This is a genomic window from Nonomuraea antimicrobica, from assembly GCF_039536965.1.
Classification (GTDB): Bacteria; Actinomycetota; Actinomycetes; order Streptosporangiales; family Streptosporangiaceae; genus Nonomuraea; species Nonomuraea antimicrobica.
Genome location: NZ_BAAAZP010000216.1, coordinates 1 through 23,579 on the forward strand (window position 1 = coordinate 1; position 23,579 = coordinate 23,579).

General features: G+C 71.2%; 19 protein-coding genes. 7 read left to right on the forward strand and 12 right to left on the reverse strand.

The window, feature by feature from the left end; all coding sequences use genetic code 11:
* Positions 1–175: 175 nt before the first annotated feature.
* Genes ABD844_RS46390 through ABD844_RS46410 form a run of 5 tightly spaced genes read right to left on the reverse strand, consistent with a single transcriptional unit; the run spans position 176 to position 5,699 of the window.
* Positions 176–1,672, reverse strand: coding sequence for a glucoamylase family protein (locus tag ABD844_RS46390; RefSeq protein ID WP_344894127.1), 1,497 nt, complete (start codon positions 1,670–1,672; stop codon positions 176–178).
* 14 nt (positions 1,673–1,686) lie between these two features.
* Positions 1,687–2,508 carry a carbohydrate ABC transporter permease gene (locus tag ABD844_RS46395; protein WP_344894131.1) on the reverse strand — a complete coding sequence of 274 codons (822 nt, stop codon included), beginning with the start codon at positions 2,506–2,508 and terminating at the stop codon, positions 1,687–1,689.
* Positions 2,505–3,434, reverse strand: a complete 930-nt coding sequence (locus ABD844_RS46400; protein WP_344894135.1) for a carbohydrate ABC transporter permease — start codon at positions 3,432–3,434, stop codon at positions 2,505–2,507. The genes ABD844_RS46395 and ABD844_RS46400 overlap by 4 nt, the downstream gene beginning before the upstream one ends.
* A gap of 4 nt (positions 3,435–3,438) precedes the next feature.
* Positions 3,439–4,704 (reverse strand): sugar ABC transporter substrate-binding protein, encoded by a 1,266-nt coding sequence (locus tag ABD844_RS46405; RefSeq protein ID WP_344894137.1) that lies wholly within the window; start codon positions 4,702–4,704, stop codon positions 3,439–3,441.
* Positions 4,701–5,699, reverse strand: coding sequence for a LacI family DNA-binding transcriptional regulator (locus ABD844_RS46410; RefSeq protein WP_344894140.1), 999 nt, complete (start codon positions 5,697–5,699; stop codon positions 4,701–4,703). Before ABD844_RS46410 ends, ABD844_RS46405 begins: the two co-directional genes overlap by 4 nt.
* Before the next feature lie 146 nt (positions 5,700–5,845).
* Here ABD844_RS46410 and ABD844_RS46415 point away from each other — a divergent pair, with 146 nt between their 5' ends.
* Positions 5,846–6,250, forward strand: coding sequence for a nitroreductase family deazaflavin-dependent oxidoreductase (locus ABD844_RS46415; protein WP_344894143.1), 405 nt, complete (start codon positions 5,846–5,848; stop codon positions 6,248–6,250).
* A 46-nt stretch (positions 6,251–6,296) separates the two neighbouring features.
* Here the strand turns inward: ABD844_RS46415 and ABD844_RS46420 are convergent, their stop codons facing one another.
* Positions 6,297–9,620, reverse strand: coding sequence for a S8 family serine peptidase (locus ABD844_RS46420; protein WP_344894146.1), 3,324 nt, complete (start codon positions 9,618–9,620; stop codon positions 6,297–6,299).
* 91 nt (positions 9,621–9,711) lie between these two features.
* Here ABD844_RS46420 and ABD844_RS46425 point away from each other — a divergent pair, with 91 nt between their 5' ends.
* Positions 9,712–10,731 (forward strand): TrmB family transcriptional regulator, encoded by a 1,020-nt coding sequence (locus ABD844_RS46425; protein WP_344894149.1) that lies wholly within the window; start codon positions 9,712–9,714, stop codon positions 10,729–10,731.
* Positions 10,732–10,818: 87 nt separating this feature from the next.
* On the opposite strand, the gene glgA is transcribed toward ABD844_RS46425, so the two are convergent.
* A complete protein-coding gene (gene glgA / locus ABD844_RS46430; RefSeq protein WP_344894152.1) occupies positions 10,819–11,991 on the reverse strand; it encodes a glycogen synthase in 1,173 nt (390 codons plus the stop codon).
* Positions 11,992–12,149: 158 nt separating this feature from the next.
* Here glgA and glgC point away from each other — a divergent pair, with 158 nt between their 5' ends.
* Both glgC and ABD844_RS46440 read left to right on the forward strand, forming a co-directional pair.
* On the forward strand, positions 12,150–13,385 hold the full coding sequence (gene glgC, locus ABD844_RS46435; protein ID WP_344894155.1) for a glucose-1-phosphate adenylyltransferase: 1,236 nt from the start codon (positions 12,150–12,152) through the stop codon (positions 13,383–13,385).
* A gap of 138 nt (positions 13,386–13,523) precedes the next feature.
* Positions 13,524–13,721, forward strand: coding sequence for a hypothetical protein (locus ABD844_RS46440; protein WP_344894158.1), 198 nt, complete (start codon positions 13,524–13,526; stop codon positions 13,719–13,721).
* 154 nt (positions 13,722–13,875) lie between these two features.
* On the opposite strand, the gene ABD844_RS46445 is transcribed toward ABD844_RS46440, so the two are convergent.
* Positions 13,876–14,619: a hypothetical protein gene (locus tag ABD844_RS46445; protein WP_344894160.1), complete on the reverse strand. Its 744-nt coding sequence runs from the start codon at positions 14,617–14,619 to the stop codon at positions 13,876–13,878.
* A 251-nt stretch (positions 14,620–14,870) separates the two neighbouring features.
* On the opposite strand from ABD844_RS46445, the gene ABD844_RS46450 reads away from it, so the two are divergent.
* Positions 14,871–15,449 carry a nuclear transport factor 2 family protein gene (locus ABD844_RS46450; protein WP_344894163.1) on the forward strand — a complete coding sequence of 193 codons (579 nt, stop codon included), beginning with the start codon at positions 14,871–14,873 and terminating at the stop codon, positions 15,447–15,449.
* Positions 15,450–15,586: 137 nt separating this feature from the next.
* Positions 15,587–17,065, forward strand: a complete 1,479-nt coding sequence (locus ABD844_RS46455) for an Nramp family divalent metal transporter (protein ID WP_344894166.1) — start codon at positions 15,587–15,589, stop codon at positions 17,063–17,065.
* On the opposite strand, the gene ABD844_RS46460 is transcribed toward ABD844_RS46455, so the two are convergent.
* Together ABD844_RS46460 and ABD844_RS46465 are read right to left on the reverse strand one after the other, a co-directional pair.
* The gene (locus ABD844_RS46460; protein ID WP_344894169.1) at positions 17,062–18,948 is read right to left on the reverse strand and encodes a heparinase II/III domain-containing protein; all 1,887 of its coding nucleotides are present in this window, start codon (positions 18,946–18,948) and stop codon (positions 17,062–17,064) included. The two genes, ABD844_RS46455 and ABD844_RS46460, sit on opposite strands and share 4 nt — an antisense overlap.
* Before the next feature lie 216 nt (positions 18,949–19,164).
* Positions 19,165–19,899, reverse strand: a complete 735-nt coding sequence (locus ABD844_RS46465) for a hypothetical protein (RefSeq protein ID WP_344894172.1) — start codon at positions 19,897–19,899, stop codon at positions 19,165–19,167.
* Positions 19,900–20,160: 261 nt separating this feature from the next.
* Here ABD844_RS46465 and ABD844_RS46470 point away from each other — a divergent pair, with 261 nt between their 5' ends.
* On the forward strand, positions 20,161–21,330 hold the full coding sequence (locus ABD844_RS46470; protein ID WP_344894175.1) for an MFS transporter: 1,170 nt from the start codon (positions 20,161–20,163) through the stop codon (positions 21,328–21,330).
* A gap of 125 nt (positions 21,331–21,455) precedes the next feature.
* Here ABD844_RS46470 and ABD844_RS46475 read toward each other — a convergent pair whose 3' ends face one another.
* Entirely contained in the window at positions 21,456–22,451 is a 996-nt protein-coding gene (locus ABD844_RS46475; protein WP_344894178.1) for a sporulation protein, read from the reverse strand.
* 54 nt (positions 22,452–22,505) lie between these two features.
* Positions 22,506–23,318 carry an ion transporter gene (locus ABD844_RS46480; protein WP_344894180.1) on the reverse strand — a complete coding sequence of 271 codons (813 nt, stop codon included), beginning with the start codon at positions 23,316–23,318 and terminating at the stop codon, positions 22,506–22,508.
* Between the last annotated feature and the right edge of the window lie 261 nt (positions 23,319–23,579).

A 23,579-nucleotide genomic window follows, 5' to 3' on the forward strand; every position in this document is an offset into this window, starting at 1 on the left:
CCCGGACGGCGCCGCCGGCACGGGCCGCGGCCCGGCGGCCACCCGGCCGGAGGCCAGCCCGATGCGATCCCGCCAGTCCCGCCGGGCGACGGAACCAGAGCCGGAGCCGGGCACCGGGTCAGGCACCGAGTCGGGCATGGAGCCGCTCAAAGGGTCGTTCAAGGGGTACCTCGATTCATCGCACGTCCCATTCCTCGATCTGCATCACCGGCCGGAGTTTCGCCTCCACGCCGGAGCCTGCGAAGTAGCGGTGCAGGTTGCCGTCCGCGAGCGCGTTGCCCAGCGCGGCCATGACCATGCCCTGGTCGAGCGCCAGGTACCACTTGGAGACGACGCCGGAGCGGACCGCGACCGCGTCGTAGAAGCCGCCGGGTCCGTAGGCGTCGAAGTCGCGGCGCAGCCGGGCCAGGTTGTCCAGGGCGGCCGACCGCGCGTACGGCAGGGCCAGGAAGCTGGCGTGCGGGGTCACGACGCCGTCGCCGTACGCGGCCGGTTCCGGCTTGGCGGGGCGGCAGCCCTCGTAGCCGGGGTCGGTGCTGGTGCGTTCGCGGTCGGTGGTGTAGCCGGGCTCGTCCATGCCGAGCTGGTCGACGCCGTACTCGCGGTAGCCGCCGTGCGGGTCGTTGGAGGGCGAGAAGCCCCAGTAGCCGTACTCGGCCTCGTCGAGGCCGTGCTCGATCTGGGCCCGGACGAACACCGGGTGGTTGCGGCCCCAGCTCCGCGGCGCCCACGCGGCCTCCGGCACCACCAGGTCGGGCATGAGGGCCTCGAACATCGAGCCGCCCCAGTTGGGGACGTAGCGCAGGCCGCGGTACTCGTACGTGCCCTCCCAGACGTTCACGCCCAGGTACCGCTTCCACGACCCGACCGGTTTCTGCTCCTGCCAGCCGAAGTCGCAGGCGTTGTCCGGGAAGGTGCGGTAGGGGCCGAAGTAGCTCTCGCGCGGGAGCTGGCCGAGCGCGATGCCCACGTACTGGCCGATGCGGGTCTCGGCGGGCGCGCCGTAGTGGTGGCAGGTGGAGTAGACGGTGACGCCGGTGCCGGCGTAGTCGCTGGGGACGTGGCAGCCCTCGGGCGGCTCCGGCCAGAAGCCGCCGCGCAGCAGGCCGGTGCCGGCGTCGGGGCGGGCCGCCGGGTCGTAGTAGGACCTGAAGTCCATCGAGGCCAGCAGCTCGCCCGCGGCCTTCGCGTGGGACGGTACGGCGTTGCGGACCATCATGAGGGCCGTGGCCAGCCAGCCGTTGTCCACGCTGGAGGCGAACGGGCGCACCGGGTCGCCGGTGTCCGGCCAGGCGGTGACGAGGCGGAGGGTGGCGGGGTCGTACCAGTTGTAGAACTGGCCGGTGGGGGTGTTGCGCTCCAGTTTCCGCAGGGCGGCGAGCACCCTGCCGACCCGGTCGGCGGCGTCGCCGCGGCTGATGATCCGCAGGTCGCGGGCGGTCAGGGTGCTCCACAGGTACGTGGCCACGTTGGTGGGCGAGGTGACCTTGGCGCGGGTCTTCAGGTCGCCGGTCACCTTGTCGGCGGGCAGGCCCGTGGCCGGCTCGACCATGGCGTCCATCGACCGCCAGGTGTCCCTGGCGTAGCGGTGGAGGACGCTGTCGGCGTTCGCGGGAAGGGCCGGCACGGCTACGGACAGCACGAGCAGGCCGGACAGGACCGCCTTGCGCATGGGGGGGTGCTCCTCTACTTGAGGCCGGTGGTGGCGATGCCCTGGACGAAGAAGCGCTGCAGGAGGACGAACAGGAACAGGATCGGTGCGATCACCACGACCGATCCGGCGACCAGCAGGTTGTAGTGGGTGCCCTCGAAGTCGTTGAGGATGTTGAGCGCGACCGGGAGGGTGTACATGTCCTCGCTCTGGGCGACCACGGCCGGCCAGAGGAAGTTGTTCCACGCCCCGAGGAACGTGATCAGCCCCAGCGTGGCCAGCGGCGGCCCGCACAGCGGCAGAATGATCCTGAAGAAGATGCGCAGCTCCCTGGCGCCGTCCACCCGGGCCGCGTCGATCAGCTCGTCGGGCAGGTCGGAGATGAACTGCCGCATCATGAACACGCCCAGTGGCGCCACCACGGTCGGCAGGATGATGCCGAGGAACGTGTTGACCAGGCCCAGCTTCGCGATCAGGACGAACTGCGGCACCACGAGCACGATCGCCGGGATCGCGAGCTGCACCAGCACCAGGCCGAAGGCCAGGCGCTTGCCCCGGAAGGAGAGCTTGGCGAAGGCGTAGCCGACCATCGAGCAGAACAGCAGGTTCGTGGCGACCAGCACGAGCGCGATGATCAGGCTGTTGGCGAACGCGGTGCCGAGGTCGACCCGCCCGAACAGCTCCCCGAAATTGTCCAGCGTCCACGTCTCGGGCCAGAACGTCGGCGGGTCGCGCCTGATCTCGCGTTCGGGCTTGAGCGAGCTGAGCGCCGTCCACAGGAACGGCCCGGCGACCAGCGCGAGCCCGAGGGAGAGCCCGAGGTAGGTCACCGCGCGCTGGCGGCGGGTCCTGTTCACCTGTTCCTCCCGAGCCTGAGCTGCAGCACGGCCAGTGCCACGATCACCGTGAACAGCACGGTCGAGGCGGCCCCCGCGTAGCCGTAGTTGCCGACCCCGAACTGGTCGAAGATGGCCAGCGAGGCCGACAGCGTGGAGTTGAGCGGCCCACCCCCGGTCATGACCAGCGGTTCCTCCAGGAACTGCATGAACCCGACCGAGCTGTAGACCGTGCAGAACAGCAGCACCGGGCGCAGCGCGGGCAGGGTGACCGCGTGGAACCTGGCCCAGCGGCCGGCGCCGTCGACCTCGGCCGCCTCGTACAGCTCTCTGGGGATGGTCTGCAGCGCGGCCAGCAGCACGACCATGTCGAAGCCGAAGCTGCGCCAGGCCGTCATCACGATGATCGCCGGCAGGGCGGTGCTCTCGCTCTGCAGCCAGTTCGGGCCGGCGATCCCGGCCAGCTCCAGCAGCCGGTTGACCAGCCCGGCCTGCGGCTCCAGCAGGAACTTCCAGGCCACGGCGACACCGATGATGCTGGTGATGTTGGGCAGGTAGTAGCCGAGCCGGAAGAACGCGGCGGGCAGGCGGGCGATCCCCGAGTTGAGCAGCACGGCGGCGGCCAGCCCGAGCCCGATGGTCAGGGGCAGCGCGGTGACGACGAACACGACGGTGTTGACGGCCGCCCTGCGCATGGCCGCGTCGTTCATCAGCCGCAGGTAGTTTTCGACGCCGACCACGTCGACGGCGAGCGGGTCGGCCACGTCGGTGCTGCGCATGTCGGTGAAGCTCATCCCGATGCCGACGAGCAGCGGGCCCAGGTAGAACACCGCGAACAGCACCACGAACGGCGCGACGAACAGCCAGCCGACCCCCGACCGGCGCAGGGTGCTCCTGACCTTCACCGGGGCCTGGGTGGGCGGGGCCTGCCTCGTGAGGACCGCCATGGCGCTACAGGCCGGTGCCGATCGTGTCGGCCTGCGACTGGATCGCCTTGGCCGTCTCCTCGGGCGTGGACCGGCCGCGGGCCAGCTTCTCCAGCTCGGTCTCCAGCACCCTGGCCACCTGCTCCCAGGTGGGGAACGGCGGCGGCGTCTTGGCGTCCTTGAGCTGCTCGCCGAAGACCTTCAGTTGCTCGTCGGCGGCCAGTTCGGGCTCCTGCCATGCCGACTGCACGGCCGGCAGCGCCTTGACCGTGGTGTACCACTTGGCCTGCACCTTCGGCTCGCTCAGCCACTTGATGAACGACCAGGCGGCGTCGCGGTTCGCGGCCTTCTTGAACACGGCCATGTCGGCGCCGCCCACGAAGCTCGTGCCGGAGACCGGGCCCTTGGGGTAGGGGGCCACGTCGAACTTGCCGGCGAAGCCGGGGCCGCCGTCGTTGTTCAGCACGCCGATCATCCACGGGCCGGAGAAGAAGCCGCCGACCTCGCCCTTGATGAACGTCTGGGGGAAGGCGTTCAAGGGGACGTCGGTGGGGGCCAGCTCCCGCGTGAACATCGACGCGTACTGCTTGAGCGCGGTCACCGTCTCGGGGGTGTCGAAGGTGTACTTGCCGTCCGTGACGATCTCGCCGCCCGCCTGCCAGATCAGCGGCAGCACCTCCTGCCAGGAGGCGCCGAGGGTGTAGCTCTGCTGGAAGCCGTCCTTGGCGCCGCCCTTCTCCTTGAGCGCCTCGGCGAACGCGGTGAACTCCTGCCAGGTCGCGGGCGGCTCGACCCCGGCCTTCTCGGCCTGGTCGGTCCGGTAGTAGAGGACGCGGGTCTCGACGTACCAGGGGACGCCGTACGCGGTGCCGTTGACGTTGACGGTCTGCCAGGCGCCGGGGAAGAAGGCCGCCGGGTCGACCAGGTTGCCCGGCGTCGGCTCCAGCGCGCCGGTCTTGGCCAGCTCGCCCGACCAGGTCGAGCCGATCATGCTTACGTCGGGCGTGGCCCCGCCCGCGATGGCCGCGGTGATCTTGTCGTGGGCCACGTCCCAGCCGATGGCGGTGACGTTGACCTTCACGCCGGGGTTGGCGCTCTCGAAGTCCTTGACGAAGGCGCCGAGCGCTTTGCCCTCCTCGCCCATCGCCCAGACCGTGACCTCGCCGCTGATCTTGCCGGTCGTGACGTCCTGCGCCTGCTCGGGCGCCCTGTCCGCGCTACGGCCGCAGCCCGCGGCCAGGGTCGCGAGGGCCAGCGCGCCCGCGGCGGCGCGCCGGGTGGTGGTGTTCACGTTCGTGCCTCCTGGGGGTGGTGACCACAACTGGCGCGGATGACCGGCTCGGTGGTCAGGGTGAGGTGGTTCGGGGTGTCGCGAACCCCGGTGATCAGTTCGTCGAGCGCGCGGGCGGCGCGGGCGCCCAGCTCGCGCATCGGCTGCCGTACGGTGGTCAGCGCCGGGCGGGCGTGCCGGGCGGCCATGATGTCGTCCCAGCCGGTCACGGCCACGTCGCCGGGCACGTCCAGGCCCAGTTCCTCGGCGGCGAGCAGCGCCCCCAGCGCCACCTCGTCGTCGGAGCAGACGATGGCCCGCGGTCTGCCCGCGCCCTTGAGCAGCTTCCTGGCCGCCTCGAAGCCGCTCTCCACGGTGTAGTGGCCGGTGTCGACGGCCTCGATCGCGCCGCCCAGCTCCGCGCGCACGCCCCGCCAGCGCTCGTCCACGTCGTCGCGGCTGGTCAGGGGCGCGCCGAGGAAGGCGAAGCGTTCGTAGCCGTGGTCGCGCAGGTGCCGGGCCAGCGCGCGGGCCGAGGCGGTGTTCTCGCTGCGCAGCGTGTCGGCGCCGGGCAGCGGGTCGCGTGAGAGGAACACCAGCCGCACACCCAGCCGGACCAGCTCGCCCACCAGCAGCTCCGGCACGGCGTGGCCGAAGATCAGCATGCCGTCGACCCGCCCGGCCAGGTCCTTGATCAGGTCGTTGACCCGCGTGCGCCCCTTGGTGGACAGGATGACCACCGAGCGGCCCAGTTCGGAGGCGACCTCCTCGTAGCCGAGCAGGACCTCGGTGTAGTACGGGCCCGCCAGGTCGGGGAAGACGATGCCGTTGGCGGCGTGACGGCCCTCGGCCAGGCTGACGCCCAGGCGGCTGGGCGTGAAGTTGAGCTCCTCGACGGCCTTGAGCACCTTCTCCCGCGTCTTGGCGGCCACGGGGCCGGTGCCGCGCAGGGCCCTGGAGACGGTCGCGATGGACACGCCCGCCCGCTTGGCCACTTCGTAGATGGTCACGTCCATGGAGCACGTCTTCCTTTCGTGTAAGCGCTTTCATGGTGCCGTGCTGTAAGCGCTTACACAAATGCAGTGTGCCAGCCTTGTTAACTTCTCGTACAGACCTCACCAGGTAACGGTGAGGTCACGCCCGCGGTGGGTAGGTCGCCGACATGCTCTATGGCGACGAACACGTCCGGCGTTATCAGGAGACCGACGGGGCCGAAGGCCACGACTGGAACAACACCGTCGTCCTGCTCCTGACCACGAAGGGCCGCAAGTCGGGCAAGCCCTTCACCACGCCTCTCATCTACCAGCCGTACGGCGACGACTACCTGGTGGTCGCGTCGAAGGGCGGGGCTCCCGACCATCCGCAGTGGTACAAGAACCTGCTGGTCGATCCCGACGTGCAGGTGCAGGTCAAGGGCGACAGGTTCAGGGCCACGGCCCGTACGGCCGGGCCCGGCGAGAAGCCCGACATGTGGCGGGTGATGGCCAGGACCTGGCCCGACTACGACGAGTACCAGAAGAAGACCGACCGGGACATCCCCGTGGTCGTGCTCGAACGCGTCAAATGACGGAAGGCCCCGCCGGCGGCGGGGCCCTCCTTCCTTTCCTGGCCTGTCACTTGATCTGATAGGCCCTGACGACGGTCTCGGCGAACGCGTTGCCGCCGGTGTCGGCGGCCTTGACGCGCAGCGAGACGTACTTCCCGCGCGCCGAGGCCGGGTGCCAGGTCTCGGCGGACCATCCGCCCTTGCCCGACGGGTGCACCAGCGTGGGCAGCCAGGTGCGGCCGTCGTCGTAGGAGACGTCGACGGTGAGCGTGCGCAGCTTCAGGTCGGGCGAGCCGTCCTGGCGCTGGACGCTGAGCGGGATGCGCATGTGGCCGGCGGCGGCCCGGTTGCGCTCGTCCAGCTCAGGGCTGATCTTGACGGCGAGCAGGGGCAGCACCTGCCGTTCGCCCGCCTCGGGGGTCTTCGAGCGGAACCGCCACTCGGCGCTCACCCGGGTCGAGACCGTGGTCTGCGCCGGGTCGCGGTCGGCCGTCATCGTGAGCCGGTACTCGCTCTCCCGCTGGTCCGCGGGCACCTCGATCGAGCCGGGCAGGTAGTCCGCTTCGTAGATCTCCTTGCCGTCGCGGTAGAGCCTGGTCTGCGGGGCGGTGTACTCGCCGTAGGAGACGCGGTCGGAGGTGGAGTCCTCGAACAGCCCGGTCGCGAACTGCATCATGTCCTCCTGGCGCCAGGTGAGGTCGCCCCGGGGGGTGAGCCCGGCCGCGAAGACACCGTTGTTCCAGCTTTCCGTGGTCTTCTGTCCCGCGCGGTAGGACCTGGTCTCGCCGAAGAAGAACTGGTCCACGTCGTTGAAGCCGTCCGGCGGGAGCCGGTACTGGACGAAGGACGGATACCAGCCGGTGTCGCCGGGCGTGTAGTACTCGGTCCTGCGGAAGGGCAGCGGGAGGTGCGAGAGGTGCACGTACGGCATCCACGCCAGTTCCTTGCCGTACAGCACGGGCAGCGCCATGTGCTCGCCGGTCTTGGCGTCCTGCTGGGTGGCGTACGTGGAGGTGACCTCGGCGAGGTCGCGGCGGCGCGGGCGGTAGCCGGGGTCGGCGGGGATGCGCGGCTCGGCCTTCATCAGGTGGTAGAAGTACGGGCTGGCGTCATAGGTGCCGTCGCCCTTCGGCTTGGCCCACTGGGTCCAGCGGTAGTAGGCGAAGTTCTTGCTCGCCGTACGGGTGGTCGGGATGGCCTTGACGCCCGTCACCCGGTCCGCGCCCCACAGGCCGGACAGGTCCACGTCCACGCCCAGCGGCTGCTCGCCCTCGATGAGCTGGAGCATGCCGAGCATGCTGATGGCCAGCCGCGCGGTCGGCTCCTCCGTACGCACGTCCACCGGCTTGGCCCGGCGGGCGTCGGCGGTGACGACGCGGTCGGCGTCCAGGGTGAACTCCGGTTCCGCGGCCATCACGATGGTGCCGTCGTGGTCGGCCATCAGCGTGACGACCGTGTAGCGGTGCCCCTTGATCAGCCGGAGGTCGAGAGTGCCGCCGGAGATGTCGTAGTTGTTCTGTTCCTTGGCGTCGAGGTCGATCACCCCGGCGAAGGCGTTCCGCGGGGCCTGGCCGTCCGAGCCGGTGAAGCTCAGCTTGAGCGCGCGCTGCTCCGGCTCGACCCGCATGCCGATGCCGGTGCGGACGGTGACCTCGCCGCCCGTCGCGACGACCGTGCCGCTGAAGACGCCGATGGCCTCGGGCCGGGCGGTCACCGTGACCTGGGCGGTGCCGTGGGCGGGCACCTCGACCGCGTCGGCGCCGAGCGTGAACGGCGTCACGGGCTCGCCGCGGCCGTCCTTGGCCGTCACGGCGAGCTCCAGCCGGACGGCGGCGTCGCCGTCGTTGCGGTAGGTGAGCGTGCGTTCCTTCGGCGCGGTGTCGGGCAGTTCGAGGTCTCCCATGGCGAGCGCGGCGGGCTCGGCCGTGACCTGCTGGGTGACGGCGCGGGCGACGTCCACCCGGCCGGAGCCCTGGATGTAGGCGCCCAGCTCGTCGCCGGGGGCGGTCGAGGCCATCAGCGCCGTCTTGATGCGGTCGGCCTTCCAGTCGGGATGCAGCCCCGCGAGGATGGCCGCCGCGCCCGCCACGTGCGGGGTGGCCATGGACGTGCCGCTCATCGCCGTGTGCGACTCGTCGACGGGGGACCCGCCGGAGGTGCCCACGGCCCTGGCCGCGACGATGTTCACGCCCGGCGCGATCAGGTCGGGCTTGATCGCGGCGTCGCCCGCGCGCGGGCCGGTGCCGCTGAACTGGGCCACCGTGTCGTCGTCGCGGTAGGAGGCGCCGACCGACAGCGCGCGGTCGGCGGTGCTCGGGGAGCCCAGCGTCTGCGGCCCGTCGTTGCCCGCGGCGATCACGAAGAGCGTGCCGTACTTCTCGGAGAGGTTGTTGACGGCCTGCTCCGCCGGGTCGTCGCCCGGGGTGTCGGAGCTGCCGAGGCTGAGGTTGGCGATGCGGGCGCCGTTCTCGGCCGCCCAGGTCATGGCCTCGATGACGGCCGAGTCGGGGCAGTACCCGCTCTGCTCGCAGACCTTGCCGATCAGCAGCCGGGCGCCGGGGGCGACGCCCTTGTACCGGCCGCCCGACGCCGCGCCGGAGCCGGCGATCGTGGCCGCGACGTGGGTGCCGTGGCCGTTGAGGTCGCGTACGTCCGGCTCGGAGGTGAAGTTCGCGCTCTTGGCGACCAGGCCCTGGAGGTCCGGGTGGTCGGGGTCGTAACCGCTGTCGAGCACGGCGACGGGGACGTCCTTGCCGGTGTGACCGGCCGCCCAGGCCGCGGGGGCGCCGATGTGCGGGACGCTGACGTCGAGTGACAACTTGGCCTTGCCGTCGAGCCAGATCTTCGCGGGGGCGGCCGCCGTCCGCGCCTGTCCGGTCAGCGACTTCCAGAGGTCGCCGGTACGCGGCTCGCTCCTGGCGACGCCGTTGATCGCGGTCAGCGGACGGCCGCCCGCGGCGCGCAGCGCGGCGGCCCCGGTCTGCTCCGGGTAGGTCAGGATGAGCGGGAGCCCCGGGCTGGCGGCGTCGTCGTAGCCGAGCGCGGCCAGTTGGGTGACGTCGAACAGCCGGGGGTCGAGCCTGCCCTCGGCCAGCAGGGGCATGGCGTCCACGGGCACGACGCTGAGCCCGTCGCCGGACCGGCGGTGGATGAAGTTGATCTTCTCCCGGCCGGGGCCGGGGGCCACGTCGAGCTGCGTCTCCTTGGTGGGGAGCGTGCGGAGGGTGACCTTGTCCCCGGTGATGAGGGTGATCGTCTTGGCGGGTTCTCCCTGGTTGGGAGCGGGTTCTCCCTGGGCGGAGTGCGGCGCGGCGGGCGTCGCCTGGGCCGGCGCGGCCAGCGTGGTCACGGCGGCTATCACGACGCCCAGAAGAGCGGTTCTCTGTTGCACACCCCGCTTTCTAATGGTTGGTTAATTTTGGGGACAAGGTGGTTTAAGTGGCCTATTGCGGCAACTGCCGGAAATGGCCAAGATCGTAGCCATGGTGGATGAGAGCCGGGCACTGGAGGTCGTGGGGATCAGCGCGTTCGACGAACGCGTGTACCGCGGCGTGCTGGCCTGCCCCGGGATCACGGTGCAGGAACTCGTCATGAGGAGCGGCGAGAGCGCCGGGCGCATCCAGTCGTCGCTGGGCAGGCTCCGCGCGATGGGCCTGGTCAGCCGCCTGTGGGGACGCGCGCCCCGCTGGACCGCCACGAACCCGGGCACCGCCATCCGCTCCCTCGTCCGCGACATGCAGAGCGAGCTGGACCAGCTCACCGACACGGCGGACGAGCTGGAGGCGGCCTTCCGCACCGTCGGCACCGATCCCGAGGGCGGCGGGCAGTTCGAGGTGCTCGCCGGGCCGGAGGAGCAGGCCCGCTGGTACGTCCGGCTGCAGCAGGAGGCCAAGGAGGAGGTGCTGACCTTCGACCGGCCCCCGTACGTGCTGGACTACCACAACCCGCTGCAGACCGGCCTGCTCCGCAACGGCGTGCGCTACCGCACCCTGTACGTGCCGGAGGCGTTCGACCACGCGGGAGCCCTCGACGAGGTCGGCGCCCTGATCAGGGCGGGCGAGGAGGCGCGGATCCTGCCCCGGCTGCCGTTCAAGATGGCGATCGTCGACCGGCGGCGGGCGGTCATGCCGCTGCACATGGACCCGCCGCTGACGCGCGGCGTGCTGATCAGGGGCTCCACCATGGTGGTGGCCCTGGTGGAGCTGTTCGAGCGCCTGTGGCGGGAGGCGCTGCCGGTGCGTCCCGAGCTGTGGTCGGTCGACGGCTCGCCGCCGCCCGCCGCCGAGGAGGAACAGGATCCCGAGCCCGGCCTGGACCTCGGCGTCGAGGATCGCAGGCTGCTGGCCCTGCTGGCGGCCGGGCTCAAGGACGACGCCATCGCCCGCCAGCTCGGCACCAGCCCGCGAAGCCTGCGCCGCCGCCTGCGCCACCTCCTCGACGAGCTCAATGCCGAGACCCGCTTCCAGGCCGGAGCCCAGGCGGGCCGCCGGGGCCTCGTGTGACCTCAAGGGCCCGCCCGGCCGCAGATGCCGCGGGTCGGTCTCAGGCCGGGTTGGTCTCAGGTGCGGGCTCGCGTCCCGCGGTTGAGGTCAGGTGCGCAGGCTCGCGTAGAGGTCGAGGGTGCGGTGGGCGACGCGTTCCCAGGAGAAGTGGTCGACGGCGCGGGCCCGGCCCGCCCGGCCCATGGCGCGCGCCCGCGCCGGGTCGCCCAGCAGGGCGTTGACCCGCTCGGCCAGGTCGGCGGCGAAGCGGCCGGGATCGTGCGGCGTGCCGTCGGGCCCCTGGGAGATGGGCACCAGCAGGCCCGTCTCGCCGTCGGCCACCACCTCGGGGATGCCGCCCGTCGCCGTGGCCACCACGGCCGTCTCGCAGGCCATCGCCTCCAGGTTCACGATCCCCATCGGCTCGTAGACCGACGGGCACACGAACACCGTGGCGTGCGTCAGTAGCTGGATCACCTCGGGCTTGGGCAGCATCTCCTGGATCCAGAACACGCCGTCGCGGCCGAGCCCGCGCACCAGCTCGGCCACCTCGGCGGCGATCTCCGGCGTGTCGGGCGCGCCCGCGCACAGGACGAGCTGCGCCCCCGGGTCGAAGGCGCGGGCCGCGTGCAGGAGGTGGACCAGGCCCTTCTGGCGGGTGATGCGGCCGACGAAGACGACGTACGGACGGCTCGGGTCGACCCCGTGCTTCTCCAGGACGTCGGTGGCCCGGTCGGGGGCGTACTGGGCGGTGTCGATGCCGTTGTGGATCACGCTGACCCGCTCCGGCGCGATCTCCGGATAGGCGGCCAGTACGTCGCGCCGCATGCCCTCCGACACCGCGATCACCGCGTCGGCGGCCGTCAGCGCGGCGCGCTCGGCCCAGGACGAGACCGCGTAGCCGCCGCCGAGCTGCTCGGCCTTCCACGGCCGCAGCGGCTCCAGGCTGTGCGTGGTGACCACGTGCGGGACGCCGTACAGCAGTTTGGCGACGTGCCCGGCGAAGTTGGCGTACCAGGTGTGGGAGTGCACGACGTCGGCGCCCTCGCAGGCGGACGCCATCTCCAGGTCCACGCCGAGCACCTGCAGCGCGGGGTTCGCGCCTGCCAGCCGATCGGGCACCCGGTAGGCCGAGACGCCCGGCTCGACGCGATCGGCCCCGAAGCAGCGCACGCGTACGTCGGCCAGCTTCCGCAGCTCTCTGGCCAGGTATTCCATGTGCACTCCGGCGCCGCCGTACACCTCCGGCGGATACTCCCGGCTGAGCAGGTCAACACGCATGAGACGACCTTAAGGGGGACTCAGGCCAGGAAAACACCTCGACAAGCCCAGGGTCGGCAATACCGCTCCGTACATCGTTCCCAAATCAGGACACGCCGCCGAGTACGCCGTGCGGGGTTTCGTCGATAGATCGGCCATTTGAGGGTAGCGTCCAGGGCATGAGGTCGCGGAGGGTGCTTGCGGTCGTGCTGGCAGGTGGAGAGGGCAAGAGGCTCATGCCGCTCACGGCGGATCGGGCGAAACCGGCGGTGCCGTTCGGCGGGATGTACCGGTTGATCGATTTCGTGCTGTCCAACCTCGCGAACGGCGGCTTCCTGCAGATCGTCGTACTGACCCAGTACAAGAACCACAGCCTCGACCGGCACGTCTCGCGCACCTGGCGGCTGTCGGCGATGCTGGGCAACTACGTCACCCCGGTGCCCGCGCAGCAGCGCCTCGGGCCGCGCTGGTTCTCCGGCTCGGCCGACGCGCTCTTCCAGAACCTCAACCTGATCTACGACGAGATGCCCGAGCACGTGATCGTGTTCGGGGCCGACCACATCTACCGCATGGATCCGCGGCAGATGGTCGAGCAGCACGAAGACTCCGGCGCCGACGTGACGGTGGCGGCGATCAGGCAGCCTCTGTCGCTGGCCGACCAGTTCGGCGTGATCGAGACCGATCCCGAGGGCCGCCGGATCGTGGCGTTCAGGGAGAAGCCGAAGGACGCGGTGGGCCTGGCCGACTCCCCCGACGAGGTGTTCGCCTCGATGGGCAACTACGTGTTCAAGACGCAGTCGATGATCGACGCGCTGCGGGAGGACGCGCTCGACCCCACCAGCAAGCACGACCTGGGCGGCAACATCATCCCGATGCTGGTCAAGTCGGGCGGCGCCGACGTGTACGACTTCGCCAACAACATCGTGCCCGGCTCCAGCGAGCGCGACCGCGGCTACTGGCGCGACGTGGGGACACTCGACGCGTACTACGAGGCCCACATGGACCTCATCTCGGCGCACCCGGTCTTCAACCTCTACAACGACAAGTGGCCGATCTTCACGGGCCACGACCCGCTGCCCCCTGCCAAGTTCGTGCACAACGACGGCGACCGCGTGGGCCGGGCCATCGACTCGCTGGTCTCCCCCGGCGTGATCGTCTCCGGCGGCACGGCGATCAGGTCGATCCTGTCGCCGAAGGTGGTGCTGCACTCGCACTCGCTGGTGGAAGACTCCGTGCTGATGGAGAACGTCAAGGTCGGGCGGGGCGCGATCGTGCGCAAGGCGATCATCGACAAGAACGTGGTGATCCCCGACGGAGCCCGGATCGGCTTCGACCTCGAATACGACCGCACCCGGTTCGCGCTGACCAGGGGCGGGGTCGTGGTGATCGGCAAGAACGAGATCGTCGACCGGTGAACGACCCGGCTGACGGGATGATGCGGGGCTGACCGGCCGTGCCCGGCTTCGCGGCCCGGCCGGTGACGGGTCGGTGACGGGTCGGTGACGGGCCCGGACCGACGACGAGCGATGTGATCGTGACCAGGGTGTGAAGGGGTGTCCGCCGCGTTCGGGGTGCGAATGCGCCTGGGCGCGGGCGACGCGGCGGAGACAGGGGAGATCGAGCAGCCGAGGAAGCCGCCCGTCGTGGCCGCCGCGGCGATCAGGCCGCGGCGGCGGCACTCCGGGCACCCGGCGGGCCGGGTCCTCGTGGTTGAGGCGACGGCGACCCGGCGAACCGGGTCCTCAAGGTGACGCTACGGCGACCCGGCGGAGCGGGTCTTCGTGAGGCTGCGATGGCGGTCCGGCCGCCCGACGAGGTCCCGGTTCACCCGAAGGTGTCCCGGGACCGCGCCGGGCCGGCCTCCAGAACCGGCCGTGCGAGGTTCTGGAATCGGACCGCGACAGGTCAGAAGCGGTCCATCCAGGTGCCGGGCCAGCCGAAGTCGTTCCATCCCCAGCCGTGGTGCCCGTGATGCCCGTCGTGACCATGGTGGTCATGGTGGCCATGGTGGTCGTGATGCCCATGGTGAGGGTGGTGGCCGTGGTGGCCGTGGTGGCCGTGGTGACGGTGGTGGCCGTGGTGGTGGCGCGGCCAGCCCCAGCCCTCGTGGTGACCGCGGTCCCAGCCGCCGTCACGGCCGCCGTCCCACTCGTCGCCCTCGTCGCCCTCGTCGTCGCCGTCCCACTCTCGCTCGTTGTCCCAGTCGTTGTCCCGGTCTTCCTCGTTGTCCCAGTCGTTGTCCCAGTCGTTGTCGCTGCCCCAGCGACTGTTGCCGTGACCGTGACCGTTACCCCAGCGACCGTTGTCCCAGCTACCGTTCCAGTCGCCGGTGCCCCAGGAATCGGTGTCCCAGGTCGGGTGCTCTTCCTTGCCCTTGTGCTCTTCCTTGACCTGCTCTTCCTTGGCCTGCTCTTCCTTCGCCTGCTCTTCCTTCGCCTTGTGCACTTCCTTGGCCGCGCTCAGGCGGCCGTCGCACGCCCCGGCGTCGCGGCGGCCGGCGTACACGCCCCAGCGGTCGATGCGGAGCGAGTGCGAGATGTCGGCGATGCTGAGGTCGCAGCGAATCTCGGCGGTGGCCGGCGTGGCCATGGCGATGAGTGCGGCGGTGGTGGCGATCGCACCACTGGCCGCTATGAGCTTACCTTTCATGATCTCCCCCTGTAGTCACGATGTGACAACGCTTCATCACTGTACGTAGTCAGTCCCGGAAGGTCGCGTAACGCCACGCGTGAACATCTCGTCACCTTGACGAGGTAGACGGGCGTGATCGCGCTTATGTCGCCACCTGGCCGGAGATAGTCGATTACGCAGGGTAATCAGACTTCGGCACGACTCCATAGCCTTCGGTTATGGCGACAGGTCTTGGACCCGGGCGGCGTGGCGCGCGCATCATCGTCGCCATGAGAACGCACCCCTCCCTGCGACCCTCCCCGCCCGTTCACAGGAGGTGGGCGGCGGCACTGGCCGTGAGCGTCCCGCTCCTGCTGGCGGCGGCCTGCGGCACCCCGGCCGCGACACCGGCCACAACACCTCCCGCGGCGCCCGGCACCACACCGGCCGCGACACCTGCCGCGACACCGGGCACGGGCACCGGCGCAGGGTCCGGCACCCCGCCACCACCGCCCGCGACCACCACCACGGCGACAGCGGCGGCGGTGCAGGGCGTGGACCGCGCGGCGCAGGCGTACGTGGACGCCGTCAACGCACGCGACCTGGAAGCCCTCGTCGCCTCCTTCGCCCAGGACGCCGAGATCGTCGACGTCTCCCGGAGCATCCGCGGGCACGACGCCATCCGGGAGTGGGCGGGCAACGAGGTGATCGGCGGCACGCTGCGCGTGGTCTCGATCGCCGAGGACCGGCCGGACGGCCAGAAGCTGCTGGTCCACTGGGCTCCCGCGGGCTCCGGCGGGTGGCGGGCCCACTACGACTTCACGGTCGGGGGCGGCCGCATCGTCAAGGCCGACCTCCAGTACGCCTGACCGACGCGACCGGGCGCCCCCGAGGCCGGGCGGCCGGGCGGCCGGGCGGCCGGGCGGCCCACATGACCGGATATGCGGCAATTGGGTCTTGTAGCGGCCTTGGTTCGGGATCACCCTGAACGGCAGGAGGCACTGACATGTCGCACCCACTCGGAGTCAGCCGTCCGGACCTCGAAGTCGCCGACCTGCCCACGCCCGAGGAGGTCTTCAAGGTCTCCAAGATCGGCCCCAAGGAACTCGTCAAGTACGCCGTCGGCCCGAGCCTGATCGCCCTCGGCATCTCCATCGGCAGCGGCGAGTGGCTGCTGGGCCCGCTGAACGTGGGCCAGTACGGATTCGTCGGCGTCGGCTGGGTCATCCTGGTCTCGGCCCTGCTGCAGACGTTCTACAACGTCGAGTGCAGCCGCTACGTCCTCGCGACCGGCGAGACGCCCGTGGTCGGATGGGGCCGCGTGCCGCCCGGGTGGGGCCTGTGGGTGCCGTTGTCCGTCCTCATCGTGATCTTCTCGTTCATCGCGGGCGGCTGGGCCGCCTCGGCGGGACAGGGCGTGTACGCGCTGGTCCACGGCGTGCCGCCGGCCGCCGACGCCGTCGAGCCGCGGCTGTGGGCCATCGGGCTGCTGATCCTGGTGTTCCTCATCACGGCGTTCGCCCGCCGCATCAGCCGCACGCTCGAACTGGCCAACTGGGTGATGGTCGGCTCCGTCCTGCTCGCCCTGCTGGCCGTCGACCTGCTCGTGGTGCCGTTCAGCCAGTGGTGGGAGGGCATCCGCGGCTTCATCACCCCGGCCGCCCCGCCCGCTGGAATCACCGCCACCCAGCTCGGCGCGCTGGCCGGGTTCACCGCGCTGGCCTCGGGCCTGAACTGGTACGTCATGGGCCACTACCGCGACAAGGGCTACGGCATGGGCCACCGCGTCGGCTACCTCTCCGGCCTGCGCGGGCAGCGGACGGAGGTGCTGGCCAGCGGGGTCACCTTCCCCGACGACGAGCGCAACCGCGGGCTATGGCGGCGCTGGTACCGGCTGCTCATGGTGGACATGTGGGGCGTGTTCTTCGTCGGCGCGATCCTCGGCATGCTGCTGCCCACGCTGCTCATGGCACAGGCCGTCGCGATGTCCGGCGAGCGGCCCACGCGGGCCAACGTGCCGACGTTCGTGGCCACCGCGCTCGGCGACGAGTACGGCCGAGTCGTCTTCTACGTCGCGCTCGTGGTCGGCGTGCTGATCCTGTTCTCCACGCAGCTCGGCATCTTCGAGGCCATGGTGCGCGTCACCACGGACGCGGCCAACGCCACCAGCCCTCGCCTGCGCGCCCTGATCCAGGGCGACCCGCGGCGCTTCTACTACCCGTTCATGATCCTGCTGCTGGTGCTGATCTCGATCGTCATCTTCCAGTCGCTGCCCGTGGGACTGGTCGAGTGGTCGGCCAACATGTCGAACCTGGGGGCGCTGATCTATCCGTTCCTGCTGATGTATCTCAACAGCAAGCTGCCGCGGCCGGCCCGCCCGCGCCCCTGGCACTACGTCATCCTCGTGCTCAACTTCCTGTTCTTCGGCTTCTTCTTCGTGAACTTCATCGCCGACTTCGTGGGAGACCCGCTGGTGACGTTCTAGCCGGTGAACTCGGCGTGGAAGCTCGCCTCGGCGGCGTGGCCACGGACGACGAGGACGCCGAGGGGGCGGCCGTTGGGGTTGCCTGGCGCGGCGGCGGCGTAGGCGGTGAAGCCCTCGGGGAACGTCAGGGTGAGACCCGGCGCGCCCGCGACGCCGTGCCACGTGCCTTGGAGCAGACCGCCGGGGACGGTGAGGCGGCGCACGTCGCGGAGCCAGGTGTGGCCGAGGTCGGCGTCGTCCAGCACGGCGGGGACGGCCGGGGACGGCGTGGTGAACGTGCCGTCGCCGTGGAAGGCCCACTCGATCTCGTCGGGGCCGGCCAGGGTGAGCGTGAGGACGTCCGTCCAGCCGTGGTCGTGGACGGTGATCGTACGGCGCAGCACGTGCCCGTCCCAGGCCGACTCGGCCGTCACCCGGCGGGGCGAGAAGCCGACGATGCGGCCGGTGTGGGGCGGCTGCGGGCGGGCGCCGACCGTGACCGTGTTGTGCGCGACCGGCGAGCGCATCCACGAGGTGAAGGCGGCGCCGTAGCCGCTGGTGCCGAGGTCGAGGCTGGACCAGCCGGTGGCGGTCCGCACGTCGACGGCCAGCTTGTCGCGGTGGTCGTGCCAGCCGGCGTCGGGGCCGGAACGGACGGTCAGCCGGACGCCCGGCGACCGCAGGAGGGCGATGCCGGGTCCCGGCCACACGAACGAGTCGTCGGCGGGCTCCGGCGTCTCCTGAATGTCGTCGGGGCCGAAGACGAGGGCGGCCACCGAGGCGCGGTGCGGCAAGGGGTCGGTGGTCTCGGGGACGCTCGCGCCGTACCAGAGGCTCAGCGGTGACGGGCCCGCCGGGCGATGGTACGGCGCCACGTCCGGCCGGGCGGCGGGCAGCAGCGTCCAGGCGGCCTCGGCCAGCGGCGCGAACCCGGACACGAAGCAGTCGGCCCAGCCGTCGCCGTAGGCCGGGAAGCGGCCGTCGGCGTAGGCCAGCAGCGGCGGCGCGGCGACGGCCCTGGCCAGGCGGGCGGCCGACTCCTCCGACAGGCCGCCAGGGCCGGTCGCCTCCACGTAGGACAGCAGGGCGGTGAGCGCGTAGTAGTGGTAGTGCGGGTTGATCTCGTACCAGAGTCCCTCGGGGTGGAAGCCCTGCCTGATCTGGGCCTCCGCGCCGTAGTCCGAGTCGCGGCACCAGGTCAGCAGGCCGGTGTCGCCGAGCCTGGCCGCGCACTCGGCGAGGGCGGCCAGGAGCCAGCAGTGGATGTTGTGCACGGCGCCGACCTGGGGGCGGAGGAGGTCGATGATCGCCTCGGCCATCCGGTCCACCTGGCGGTCCGTCTCCTGGGAGAGCGCTCCGTCCGACCAGCGGGCGGCGCGCAGGAGGCCGATCGCCCACACGGCCTCGTCCAGCGACTGGGGTTGCACCCGTCCGGTTCCCGCGGCCTTTCCGTGCGGCTGGTAGGCGAGGTAGTCGCGCGCGTACGTGCCCAGGATCCGCTCCAGCTCGGCCCGCGCCCGCCCGCCCTCGACCGCCGCCGCCTCGGGCTGGTGGCGGGTTTCCGGAGGCGGGGTGAGGTGGAGGAGGAGGGCGGCGCGCTGGGCCTGGGCGGCGACGGCGTTGTGGGTCATAGTCCGCCAGGCCCCGTCCCACGGCTCCCCCGCGTACACCTCGCCGCATTCCGTACAGGCGTGGCGGTCGGGGCCGGCCGGGTCGAAACGCAGCGCGCTCCCGTCGGCGTCGCAGAAGTAGTGGTGCGTCCACGCCGACTCCCGCTCCGGCCCTGGGATCGGCAGGCCGCGCCACGCCTCGAAGCCCTCGCGCAACGCCGCCGCGACCGCCGCCGCCCACGGCCGGGTCTCGACGCGGCCCCGCACCGCGAACCAGTCAGGACCGTAAGCCACGGCACCGCCTCCAGCATCCTTGACCGCGCGTCACCGTGACCCCGTCACCCGCAACGTCCGACGACATCCCGATCGGCGCCCCTATGACCTGTTGATCCTTCCACGTTAGTCGAAGTGATCGGCCGGCTGGTGGGGCGTTGTCAGCTTGGCCGACGTCTTGATCGGTTCATCGGGAGGAAATCAGGTAATGGCCTTGTCATTCGGCCGCGTGACGCGTCACCGCCCAGCGGGCGAAGGTCTATGAGCTGGTGACGAAGGACGGCGGGTTCTTCTACACCGCCAGCGAGTCGGAGAAGCGGACCGCGATCGCCAAGCACGGCTGGTCCACCACCCGGACGCCGCTCTCGGCACCAGGACGATCTTCCGGTCGCCCAGCTCGTACGAGCTGGCCTCGACGTCCGCGATGCACAGGCCGCCCTCGACGCAGGTGATGCGGTCGGTGAGCGCGCCGAGCAGCAGCTCCGGCCCGCCACGGACGGCGGCCACGCCGACCCGCCGGATCTCCCGGTCCAGCAGGGGACGGGCACGTTTCCAGAGGGGTTCGACGGTGTTCCAGATGTCGGAGAGCGCGCCCGCGTACCCGTGCAGCCAGGCCGCGGGCCGCTCGGCGGCCGAGCGCCAGTGGACGGGCAGCGGCCCGGGGCCGAACGCCTGCTCCAGGTCGGCCGCCAGACGGCCGGGCGGCAGCTCGCGCAGGGCGCCGAACTGCTCCTGGACGGAGACGTCACCCGCCACCGGGGCGTGGGGGACGAGGCAGTCGGGAGCCACGGAGTGACCGGGCGCGGCGAACGGTCGTACCGCCTGGTGCCCCGGCCGGGCGACGCGCGAGGCGATGGTCTCGCGCCACCGGTCGGGCAGGCCCCGGCGGCGGCCCGCGAGGGCGTCGGTGAGCATGGCCAGGACCGTGAGGTGCGGAGAGATCGAGAGGGAAAGCTGAGGCGTGGAGGTCATACGCAGCTCACTCCGCACAGTCTCGCTGATGACGTCGGCTCCTTGAGGTCGGCCCGATCGGGCAGCGAGTCAACCTATTTCCGATGCTTTCTCCAGACTTGACGACCGATTGCAAGGCCGTGTGACCAGCCCTCTGACACCTGAGGGCCGGGCCCGGCCATGATCCACCGCTGCTATAGCTCGTAACCGGGCATATCTCGCAAGACAGGACGAAAATGGGCGACCTTCCCCCCGTTGGCCGTCGAGCGATCCGGTCCACCGATGTCTGAGCCGGGGCGCGGGCGACGCGCGATGGCCGTGCTGCTGGCGCACTCGGCGGTCACGCAGGTGGTGACGTTCGTGTTGCGGCCGACGATGTCGTACCGGGCGATCGAGCTGGACGTGCCCCCGGCCTGGCTGGGCGTGCTGGGCGCGAGCTTCGCGATCGCGCCGCTGCTGCTGGCGCTGCCCGCCGGGCACGCCGCCGACCGGTACGGCGAACGCCGCATCGCCGTCACCGGCGCCCTCACGCTCACCGCCGCCGGGGCCGCGTTCCTGGCGTTCGGGCACACCGCGCCGGGGCTGGTCGCGGCCGGGATCCTGCTCGGCACCGGCCACCTCGGCTGCGTCATCGCCCAGCAGGCGCTGGTGGCCAACACCACCCGGCGCGGCGGCCACGACACCGCGTTCGGCCGCTACACGTTCGCCGCCTCCCTGGGACAGGCCGCAGGGCCGGTGCTGATCTCCGCGTTCGGCGGGGAGCGGGCCATCCCGGACACCGGGCGCATCTTCCTGTGGTCGTGCGGCCTGGCCGTGCTGCTCGTCGTGCTGTCGGCGCTGCTCACCCGCAGCCCGCGCCCGGAGCCGAAGGACCGGGACGCGGCCGGCGGCGTACGGTCGCTGCTGCGCCGGCCGGGGCTCGCGCACGCCCTCGTCACGAGCTGCGTCGTCCTGGCCGCCGTGGACATCACGCTCGTCTACCTGCCCGCACTCGGCACCGAGTACGGGCTCACCGCCGGCACGATCGGGCTGCTGCTGACCGTTCGCGGCCTGGCCTCCATGACCTCGCGCTTCTTCCTCGGACACCTCTCGCGCGCGGTCGGGCGACGGCGGCTGCTGGTCACCAGCACGGTCGCGGCGGCGGTGGCCATGCTCGCCACCGCCCTGCCGATGCCGTTGTGGCTGCTGGCCGGCGTGCTGGTCGTCCTGGGGTTCGGGCTGGGAGTCGGGCAGCCGATGACGATGTCGTGGCTGGCCGAGTCGGCGCCGCCGGGGCTGCGCGGGCGCGCGATGTCGCTCCGCCTGGTCGGCAACCGCACCGGACAGCTCATCCTGCCGGGCGCGGCGGGGCTGGTGGCGGCGGGGCTGGGCGCGGCGGGCGTTCTGATGATCACCGCTGTGGGGCTCGGCTGGGCGGGCGTGGCGGCCCGTCGCCTGCCCGTCGACACCTGACCGCCCGCTCCCCGGTGGAGCGGGCGGCCGGCCCGTACGTCAGCCCGCCCTCAGGCCGTCAGCGCCCTTGGATCGGGCGGTCGGCCCCGCCCGGACGTGGGGCCCTCCGGGTCAGACGGAGGTCGTCATTCGTCGCCCTCGTCCTCGAAGAACTCCTCCACGACCTCCTCGACCACCTCACCGGCCACGAGGCCGCCCACCACACCGGCCGCGCCCGCCGCGACGACCATGCCCATGCCAGGACCGCTGCGGTGCCCGTGATGACCCTCGTGGTGGCCGTGGTGCCCCTCGTGATGGCCGTAGTGGCCGTGGTCGTCGTAGCCGTGGTGGCCGGAGTGGTGGCTCTGGTGGCCGTACTGGGACAGGCCGTCCAGCCAGCGGCCCAGCTCCCCTGCCCAGTCCGTGCGCAGGGCGTCGTCGTGGCTGACGTGGAAGCGGCCGATCGCGTCGCTGGAGGAGTAGCGGCCCGACCGCTTGTCGGCCTCCAGCACCACGTGCAGCCCCGCCGGATCGGCCACGAAGGTCACCTCGACCTCGCCTACCAGCCCGGCGTACTGCCCGGACGGGTAGAACTCGATCTCCTGGTAGAACGGCAGCTCCTGCCGCACCCCGTAGAGCTGCCCCGCCTCCAGGTCGGCGGCCTTGAAGCCGAACCCGAGCTGCAGGAACGCCTCCAGGATCCGGAGCTGCGACGGCAGCGGCTCGACCGCCACCTGGTCGAGGTCGCCCTTGTCGACGGCCTTGGCGATGGCCAGCTCGGTGCGTACGCCCACGGCCATGCCGGTCAGCGGCTGCCCGCCGATCTCGCTGATCGGGGCCTCCCACGGGACCGGCATCCGGAAGTCGATCACCCGCTCCTCGCCCTTGCGCAGCGTGAACGGACCGGAGACCTGGGCGCGGGAGAACTCACCCAGCCCGGCCGACTCGCCTTCGCCGTGCTCGATCTCCACCCGGGCGACCAGGCCCAGGGTGACGTGCTCGATCTCGGCGTCGAAGTCGCCGCCCTTGAGCCGTACCTCCCCCTCCAGCGTGCCGCCCGGCTGGGTGCGCGGCGTGGACAGGACGGTGTCCACCGAAGGCGCGCCGACGCCGAACGCACCCAGCATCCTTTTGAAGACCACGGCTCTTTTCTCCCTGTCGAAGATCGGTCGAAGATCAATGGTGTGCCGCTCGCGTCAACGATCGGCCTGAGGCCGGAGTTCCGGTGGCCGTTCCCGCATGAGAAGTTGGTCCAGCTTGGCGTTCACGGCCGCCAGTTCCTGCCTGACCGACTCCAGCTCCGTGCCGGCCGCGGCCTCCGCGCGGGACGGCTCGACGTCGTTCATGGCGTTGACCACGACGGCGATGAAGAGGTTCAGGGCGACGAACGTGGACATCAGGATGTAGACGATGAAGAAGATCCATGCCCACGGCTTGTCCTCCATGACCTCCTGCGCGACGTTCCCCCAGTCGTCGCCGGTCATGATCTGGAACAACGTGAACAGCGAGCGCGGCAGCTCGTCGAAGCGCTCGGGCACGATGTCGCCGAACAGCTTGGTCGCGATGACCGCCGCGATGTAGATCATCAGTACCAGCAGGCCGATGATGGAGGCCATGCCGGGCACGGCGGCCAGCAGCGCGCCGACCACGCGGCGCATGCTGGGCACGGCCGAGACCAGCCGCAGCGCCCGCAGGATCCGCAGCGCGCGCAGCACCGACGTGGGCCCTGAGGCCGGGACGAGCGCGACGGCCACGATGACGGCGTCGAACCAGTTCCACGGGTCCGCGAAGAACCTGCCCCGGTAGGCGTACAGGCGGGCCGCGATCTCGGCGGTGAAGATCGCCAGGGCGATCCGGTCGATCGCGTACAGCAGGCCGCCGACCCGTTCCATCAGGTAGGCGCTGGTCTCGCAGCCGATGGTGACCGCGTTGACGACGATGATCGCGATGATCGTCCGCTGTACGAGACTGCTCTCCAGTACGGCCCGCACGCGTTCTTGCCCAGACAACGAAACCCGCTTCCCTCCGGCTGATCGTTGATCATCGTAGGGATGCGCACCGGTTCCGGCCCGGAGCAGGCGGACGCTGAGACATGGATCACAACGTACGGGACCGCGCAGACGTGAGCCCGGCCCCGAACCGGAGGCGGAGCTCGGCCGCTCACCTTCGAAACGCTCGACTGCCCAGTCGAAACGCTCGGCTCACCCATCCTTGCCGACTGGGCTCCTCCAGGGGTGCCGGTCCGCCACTTCTCAGCTCCGTCTCAGCCT